At 70.0% G+C, this 1,789-nt stretch carries 1 protein-coding gene and 1 pseudogene; both read right to left on the bottom strand.

The window, feature by feature from the left end:
• Positions 1-207 (bottom strand): rhodanese-like domain-containing protein (locus tag IY392_RS16760; protein ID WP_194861844.1); only part of this gene is annotated, 207 nt, incomplete at its 3' end.
• Positions 208-312: 105 nt separating this feature from the next.
• Positions 313-1,708 (bottom strand): annotated as a pseudogene (locus IY392_RS16755) (rhodanese-like domain-containing protein).
• Positions 1,709-1,789: the final 81 nt, after the last annotated feature.

The raw sequence follows: 1,789 nt of genomic DNA, 5'->3' as shown, positions 1-1,789 counted from the left end.
CACGACCTGCCCGGGCAGGCGGGAGGCGAACTCCTCGCCGTGCTCCGCGAGCAGGGGCAGCGGCACGTTGTAGGAGCCGCGGACGTGGACAGCCGAGAACTCGGCACCGGTCCGCACGTCGATCACGATGAGCGGAGTGCCTGAGCCCAACGCGTCGCGCAGGTCGGCCGGGGCGATGGTCGGGGCGTGGGTGAGGCTGGAGAGCATGGATGGTGACAGCCTTTTCGTATGGCGAGTGGGAGTGGCAGCGGGTCGCCGCGGGGCCGGAGGACGGACGGAGGGTCCGGCCCCCGGGGTGTGGGGTGAGTTCGCTCAGGCGCTCGCGAGGGTGCGCTCGGACCAGGCGGCGTAGCTACCCCTCGAGCTCGACCACGCGGTAGCCGGCGCGGCGCAGGGCGCTGGCGGTGACCGAGTTACGGACGCCGCTCTGGCAGTAGGTCACGATCGGCCCGTCGGTCGGGAGCTGGTCGAGGTTCCACAGCACCCGGCCGCCGCTGAGCTGCGCGGAACCAGGGATGTGACCATCTGAGTGCTCGGTCTTGTTGCGCACGTCCAGCACCATCGCTGCGTCGAACGAGGCCAGCTCGTCGGGCCCGATCATCTCGGGGGTCGTCATCGGCAGGCCCTCGAAGCTGGTGGTGTACCCGGTGACGGTGTCGATGCCGACCCGCAGCAGGTGGTCCCGCAGCGCCTCGGCCATCTCGACGTCATCGGCCAGGACCACTAGGGGCGTGTCCTCCTTCTCGGGGTCGTAGACCCACGCGCCGAAGGAAGCGGCCTTGTCGACGCCGGGGATGTTGAGCGCCCCGGGGACCGTGCCGCCGTGGACCTCGTCCTGGCCACGGGTGTCGACGACGACGACCTCGTCCGACTCGAGAGCGCGCGCCAACTCCGTGGAGCCGAACTCGCGGAGCGGGGCCAGCGGCCCGAGCACGGCCGGTCCCTCCTTGTTCTGTCGCTTCATCCGGCCGAAGTAGGCGTGCGCGTCCGGCTGGCCGTCGAGTAGTTCGGAGACGAAGCCCTCCTCGTCGTCGTCGTTGACGTACCCCGCCCACCAGGCGAAGCGGCGCTCGTAGCCGACGCTGGTCGACGGGAGTGCGCCGAGGGCCTTGCCGCAGGCGCTGCCCGAACCGTGGCCGGGGAAGACCTGGACGTGGTCCGGCAGTGAGACGAAGGAGTCCTTGAGGCTGCGGAAGATCTGCTTGGCGCCGGCGAAGCGGGTGTCGACCCCGCCCGCGGCCTCGTCGAGCAGATCGGGGCGACCGAGGTCGCCGGAGAAGACGAAGTCGCCGGTCAGCATGTACCCGGGGGTATCGGCGAATGCGCCGTCGGTGACGAGGAAGGACAGGTGCTCCGGGGTGTGGCCCGGGGTGTGCACGGCCTCGACGGTGATGTTGCCCAGCTTCAGCTGGTCGCCGTGGTGCAGGCGCTCGGCCTCGAAGCCGTACTGCCAGTCGTCGCCGCCCTCGCCGGAGACGTAGACGGTCGCTCCGGTGGCCTTGGCGAGCTCACTCGTGCCGGACAGGTAGTCGGCGTGGATGTGGGTCTCGGTGACGGTGGTGATCGTCATGCCGTGCCGGGCGGCCAGGTCCAGGTACTCGCGGACGTCGCGGCGGGCGTCCACCACCATCGCCTCGTTCTTGGCCTGGCAGCCGATGAGGTAGCCGGCCTGGGCGAGGTCCTCGTCGTAGATGCGTTCGAGAAGCATCGAGATCTCCTTGTCGATCGTGATCGGGTTGGTGCCGCGGAGCGCCGTCGAGGACGACCGGTACATCGGCTTCAGACCAGG

The organism is Dietzia sp. SYD-A1, from assembly GCF_015356725.1.
GTDB lineage: Bacteria > Actinomycetota > Actinomycetes > Mycobacteriales > Mycobacteriaceae > Dietzia.
This window is presented reverse-complemented; position numbering and strand designations above follow the sequence as displayed.